Below are 5701 nucleotides of genomic sequence, written 5' to 3' on the forward strand. Positions count from 1 at the left end.
CGCTGCCGACAACGCGGATCGAACGCAAAGAGGCTGTGACAGGCCTCATCAACGAGTACCACCGAGCAAGCCGACAACCCGAAGAAACCCCAGCTCACAGCCGGTGAAGCCATTTTGAAGCGCTACGAGGGGCCGTACTCGCCGATCGGCAGGTACGGCCCGATGAACTCCCACTCTTCCTCTGTCAGTTGCACTCGCGTCACGCACAACGATCTACCGGATCAGGCCTCGGAGTGAGGGCAAAACCCAAAAATTGATCACGACTCAATACGCGCCCTAGTTCCGGGACACCTGGTTGAGGCGCGCGAGCGCGTCCGCCCCATGCTGAGGAACCACGAAGTCGCATGCTGACATCACGAGCGGCACCGCAAAGGGATGAAGGCTGAGTATCAGGAGCGATTCAGACCCCACGTCTGCAGTGCATAGGGCCGCCCCTTCTCCTCCCCCTCGATCAGCGGCACGTCGAGCAGGCTGAAGCCCGCCTTGGTGGCCACGGCGACGCTGGCGGCGTTTTCGGCCTCCAGCTCAAGGATCACTTGTTCGACGCCCAGTTGCTCGAAGGCATACGCAGCCATCACCCGCACCGCCCGCGCAGCCAGCCCCTTGCCGCGGTGCGCCGGGCCGATCGCGTAGCCGAGTTCTGTGCCCTCGGGGGTACGCCGCAGCATCACCTCGCCGAGCGGGGCGCGACCGTCAACGGTGATGGCGAGCAGGATCGTCGTGCCCTCCGTCCGCAGCTGCCGGTCTCGGTCCAGTCGTGCGCGGGCGGCCGCTTCATCGAAGGGGGAGACGATCGGCGTCCAGTACGCGATGTCGGGGTGGTCGAACAAGTCGGGCATCGCGCCCAGGTCCGCTTCCGTCCAGTCGCGCAGGACGAGACCTTCCCCCGTGAGCTCGATCCGATCGGGAAAAGGCAACGTGGTGCTGCTCATGGTGAGAGACCTCCCTGTTTTGTCAGGACGAGGCAGGATAACCGGCGGGCAGTCATCGGCCCACCAGAATCCCAGGGGGCTATCACAACCGGCCGTGGTGGTGTCCAACCCAGGATGGGCCCGCCTACACCTGGGCGCCCGCCACGCCGCAGGCCCTGCTCGTGCCGACAAGCCACAAATCCGCGCCCGAGCGGATGGACCGGGCGCGGATCGCCGCGGGGACGACCCAGCGGAGGCCCAAGGCACCCCGTGTGGGGTGCGCGGCCCACGTCGCGCACCCCACACGGCCGTTGCCCCTGCAAGTTCGGCTGCGCGGGTAGCTTCCCGCCGCCGAGTGTGTACATCACCGTGTCCAGTTCCGGGCAGACCTTCAGCGTGGATAGGTGAACGTGTCCTTGGTGTTGAGGATCGCCAAGACGTCCGCATCCTGCGCAGCCCGCTTCAGACCTGTGGGGCTCGGCTATTCATCGTTACTGGTCAAAGCGCCTCCGACCCCTGCGCAGCTCTGCGACCATGCTCGGGTGATCGTGTCGCTCCTATACCAGCTGACTCGACGTCTTCTCTCCATCCCAGCAGTGCTGCTACGGCGAGACACCACGAGGGAGGCTGAACTTCTCGTCCTGCGCCACGAAAATGCCGTGCTACGGCGCCAGCTGCAAGGACGTATACGGTACGAGCCCGCGGACCGCCTGTGGTTCACTGCCCTGCCCTCGCTGATCCCCCGCCGTCGCTGGGCCAAGATCTTCCCGATTGCTCCGAGCACGCTGTCGGCCTGGCACCGCAAGCTCGTCGCCCGCCGCTGGGACTACTCCCAACGACGCCGAGGCCCCGGACGGCCGCCCACTCAGGCCGCCATCAAGAAGCTCGTGCTGCGCCTCGCCCGCGAAAACAGCCGATGGGGCCATCGCCGGATCCAGGGCGAACTGGCCCGCCTCGGACACCCGATCGCCGCCTCGACAGTCTGGGAGATCCTGAACGCCGCAGGAATCGATCCCGCACCATGCCGCAACGGCCCAACCTGGAGCGAGTTCCTCTCCGCACAGGCCACCGGCATGATCGCATGCGACTTCCTCCACATCGACACCATCGGCCTACACCGCCTGTACGCCCTGGTCTTCCTCGAGCACCACACCCGGCGCCCGCACATCGCCGGCGTCACCGCACACCCGACCGCTGCCTGGGCCACCCAGCAAGCCCGCAACCTCGCAATCGACCTCGGCTTGCGGACGGACTCGCTGCGCTTCCTCATCCGAGACCGCGACAGCAAGTACAGCGACGCCTTCGACGCCGCCTTCCAAGCAGCGGACATCGAGATCATCAAGACGCCGGTCCGCGCGCCGAAGGCCAACGCCCACTGCGAGCGAGTCATCGGCACCCTCCGCCGAGAAGTCCTCGACCACACACTCATCTTCGGTGAGGCTCACGCACGCCAGGTCCTGGCCGAATACCAGAAGCACTACAACGCGCACCGCCCCCACCGGGCCCGATCCCAACTACCTCCCCAGGCCCACGAACAACCGCCCACGCTCCAAGCACCAGACAGCCGCCGAGTCCTACGCACCAGCGTCCTCGGCGGCCTCATCCACGAGTACAGATACGCCCCTTGACCAGCAGCGACGATTATTCGAGCCCCACAGCCGCAGCAGCCTCCCGCCATGTCTGAACTTCTGCCCTGTCAGGGCCGTTGAGCACCACTCGACGGCATTTCAGCGCAGTCAGTTCCCGTTCCCACCGATAACGCTGTCCCTTTGACGCGCCACCACAAGTGCAGAGTCTTCACTCCCCGTCGTACATACGGTGGAGATCGATGAGTTCGACGTCGCTACGTCCGTCGGCCACACGCTGGAGATCATCGGTGAAGCCGGACCGGGCGAAGAACAGGAGCTTGGGCAATGCCCCGACCCGGGCGCTGGGCAGCAGCCCCCTCAGGTGCTCCAGCCGCTCCAGCTGCGACACACCGACGGGCGTGAGTGTCCCCTTGGCCTCACCGATCGCAGTGATCCGCTCGGTTCCGAACGCTGGCGACTCCGCCACCACGAGGTCCAGTTCGTGCCCGCGTCGGTGCTCCCGGCAAGGAATCTCGGTTGGACGCACCCAGCTCGCCCTTCCGCCCAGGCTCTCCGGCGCAGCATGCTCGAAGCACCACTGGCGGGCCAGCTCCTCAAAGTGCGGCCCGTAGATCTTCCCGGCGACGGTGTCCGCGTTCTCCGCCCAGACCCGATCCGCCCGCCCCACCACCAGCTCCGGCTCGTGCCGCTGAATCAGCAACTGGTGCAGCCGCACCACTGGCTCGGCAACCCGGAAAACACTGCGTTTGTCTCGCAGGGCGTCCTCAACCTGCTCCAGCAGCCCGATGTCCTGCAGTCCGGACAGCAGATGCGCGAGCGCACTGCTCGGCCGTCCCAGCGCCCCCGCGATCTGCGACCGCCGGTGATGGCCCGCGCTCACAGCCGTCAGCGCCGCCGCGTACGAGGTCGGGTCGGCGATCGAGGGCTCCTCACGCAACAGCAGCCCCCCTTCGCGGAACATGGCCGAGGCCGGGTTCAGCAGCCGACGCGACACCCAGCCATCGAAGTCCGCCAGGCTCTGCGGCCCCGCGCCTCCGCACATCTCCTTGTACGCCGGGGTCCCGCCCACCAGTGCATGCAGCCGGAACGCCAGCTCGGGATCCGCCTCCACCCCCCAGAACGCGGCCGCCTCCCGGAACCGGAACGGCCGCACCACCAACTCCATGCTCGCCCGCCCGCGCAGCGGGGCACCCCCGCCCAACAGCTGCGCCATCGTGGTAAGCGCGCTGCCGCACAGAATCAACCGGGTCCGCGTGTGCTCCTTGGCATGGCTCAGAGGGCTCAACGCCTGCTGAAGATAGGAGGGCAGCGCTGGAGTCGCCGCCACCAGGTACGGGAACTCATCGATGACGACCGGGACCGCAGCGTTCTCACCGATCCGCAACAGCTCCTCCAGCGCCTCCCGCCAGTCACCGAACAGCACCGGCCGCCGCAGACCCCGGAACGCCGCGTACGCCGCCCCCAGGTCCGCCAGGTTCTGCGCCTCGCTCTGCTGGGTCGCCGCGAACAGGAACCCGCCCGCCTCCCGCGCGAGGAGTTCCAACATGAGCGTCTTCCCCTGCCGTCGCCGCCCGTACACCAGCCCCAGCGACGCCCCTTCCTGCCCCGACCCGGCGAACTCCCCCAGCTCTCGCCACTCCGTATCCCGCGCAAACAGCCGCTCCGGCTTGGCCACCATTGGACACCTCCCAGCAGCTATGATAGCTGCAACTATCATAGCTGTTCCATTGCACTGGCGAACGCCGACGAGCGCGAGGGGTTCTGGGAGACCTACGGGGAGCGGGATCGCTCCCCTGCCGCGACGTGGCGTTCGCGGATCTACGAAGCGCGTCACTTGCGCCATCCGGCTGGAAACGCCACCGTCTGGGCAACACCGACGGCGTACGGCGCACCTACAACGCCATGGCCTCCGTGCTGGCGGATCTGACCGGACAGCGCCTGACTGGCGTGATCCGCGCAGGGGCCGCCCGCCCGGAGGCTGAACTTGGTGGTTTTCACTGCGTGGCGCACGCGCGGTCTGGATCATGAGGGGTGTGGATGACTGGTCCGACTGCTCCGACCCTGACGAGTTGCGCATTCGCCTCGACATGGCACTGGAGGAGAACGCAGAACTGCAGCAGGAACTCACCCGGCTGCGGGCAGACAACGCGCGTCTCCTGAGCATTCTTGGCCGAGATACCCAAACCGCTCCCGCTGCCACGCCGCCGGTTGCCGAACCCATCCCGGTGGTGCTCGCTACCTGTGGGGCTCAAGAACACGAATCGTCGTCTGGCGTTGAAGTCCGTTGCCGTGAGGAACCAGGAGTCCAGGTCCCAGAACAGCGGTTCGGCCTCCTCTGGGATCATGTTTCGTGATCCTGTCCACGGTGTACACCGTCACGCGCCGTCTGCTGTCGCTGCCCACGTTGCTGCTGCGGCGTGACATCTCCAAGGACGCCGAGTTGCTGGTGCTGCGGCACGAGAACGCAGTCCTACGCCGACACGTCCCGCGCGTGCGCTACGAACCAGCCGACCGCCTATGGTTCGCCGCGCTCTCGCACCTGATACCGCGCCGCCGCTGGCCCCAAGCCTTCCCCATCACCCCGGCCACGCTACTGGCCTGGCACCGCAAACTCGTCGCGCAGAAGTGGGACTACAGCCACAAACGCCGACCCGGACGCCCGCCCACGGCCACCGCAGTCAAAACCCTGATCCTGCGCATGGCGGCCGAGAACCCGGGATGGGGCCACCGGCGCATCCACGGCGAACTCACCCGCCTCGGCCACAAGATGGCCGCCTCCACCGTCTGGAACATCCTGAACCAGGCCGGCATCGACCCCGCCCCACGTCGTGCCGGACCGACCTGGAAGCAGTTCCTCAAAGCCCAGGCCGAGTACATCGTCGCCGTCGACTTCCTGCACGTCGACACCATCAACCTCAAACGCATCTACGCCCTGGTCATGCTCGAACACGGCACCCGCCGTGCCCGGCTGCTCGGCGTCACCGCCCACCCCACGGGCGCATGGACCACCCAGGTCGCCCGCAACTTCCTCATAGGCACCAACATCAACACCCCGGACCGCAAGTTCCTTATCCGGGTGTGTCAACTTAACGGCTGATCTTGGTTGTTGAGTGGTCAGTTGTTGCTCGGGGTCAGGCGGCCCTCGAAGGCGATCTGGAAGGCGTTCAAGGGTGCCTTCCAGCGCATGGTCCACCGCTTGCG

General features: G+C 66.8%; 5 protein-coding genes and 1 pseudogene. 2 read left to right on the top strand and 4 right to left on the bottom strand.

Features of this window, described 5'->3' with window-relative positions; all coding sequences use genetic code 11:
• Positions 1–389: 389 nt before the first annotated feature.
• Together P2L57_RS39615 and P2L57_RS39620 are read right to left on the bottom strand one after the other, a co-directional pair.
• Positions 390–932: a GNAT family N-acetyltransferase gene (locus tag P2L57_RS39615; RefSeq protein ID WP_275823421.1), complete on the bottom strand. Its 543-nt coding sequence runs from the start codon at positions 930–932 to the stop codon at positions 390–392.
• Positions 933–1255: 323 nt separating this feature from the next.
• A pseudogene (locus tag P2L57_RS39620) lies at positions 1256–1377 on the bottom strand (2-phospho-L-lactate transferase); the annotation flags it as partial.
• 76 nt (positions 1378–1453) lie between these two features.
• On the opposite strand from P2L57_RS39620, the gene P2L57_RS39625 reads away from it, so the two are divergent.
• A complete protein-coding gene (locus P2L57_RS39625; RefSeq protein WP_275823423.1) occupies positions 1454–2539 on the top strand; it encodes an integrase core domain-containing protein in 1086 nt (361 codons plus the stop codon).
• A 169-nt stretch (positions 2540–2708) separates the two neighbouring features.
• On the opposite strand, the gene P2L57_RS39630 is transcribed toward P2L57_RS39625, so the two are convergent.
• Together P2L57_RS39630 and P2L57_RS39635 are read right to left on the bottom strand one after the other, a co-directional pair.
• Entirely contained in the window at positions 2709–4178 is a 1470-nt protein-coding gene (locus P2L57_RS39630; RefSeq protein ID WP_275823425.1) for an AAA family ATPase, read from the bottom strand.
• A gap of 316 nt (positions 4179–4494) precedes the next feature.
• Positions 4495–4845 (bottom strand): hypothetical protein, encoded by a 351-nt coding sequence (locus P2L57_RS39635; RefSeq protein ID WP_275823427.1) that lies wholly within the window; start codon positions 4843–4845, stop codon positions 4495–4497.
• A 20-nt stretch (positions 4846–4865) separates the two neighbouring features.
• Here P2L57_RS39635 and P2L57_RS39640 point away from each other — a divergent pair, with 20 nt between their 5' ends.
• A complete protein-coding gene (locus tag P2L57_RS39640) occupies positions 4866–5597 on the top strand; it encodes a hypothetical protein (RefSeq protein WP_308292568.1) in 732 nt (243 codons plus the stop codon).
• The last annotated feature ends 104 nt before the right edge of the window (positions 5598–5701 follow it).

Source organism: Streptantibioticus ferralitis (genome assembly GCF_029223525.1).
GTDB lineage: Bacteria > Actinomycetota > Actinomycetes > Streptomycetales > Streptomycetaceae > Streptantibioticus_A > Streptantibioticus_A ferralitis.

Bases quoted from the DNA above. Each gene is read 5' to 3' on its own strand.
- P2L57_RS39615 (WP_275823421.1), bottom strand. From the start codon at position 932: ATGAGCAGCACCACGTTGCCTTTTCCCGATCGGATCGAGCTCACGGGG.
- P2L57_RS39630 (WP_275823425.1), bottom strand. From the start codon at position 4,178: ATGGTGGCCAAGCCGGAGCGGCTGTTTGCGCGGGATACGGAGTGGCGA.
- P2L57_RS39635 (WP_275823427.1), bottom strand. From the start codon at position 4,845: ATGATCCCAGAGGAGGCCGAACCGCTGTTCTGGGACCTGGACTCCTGG.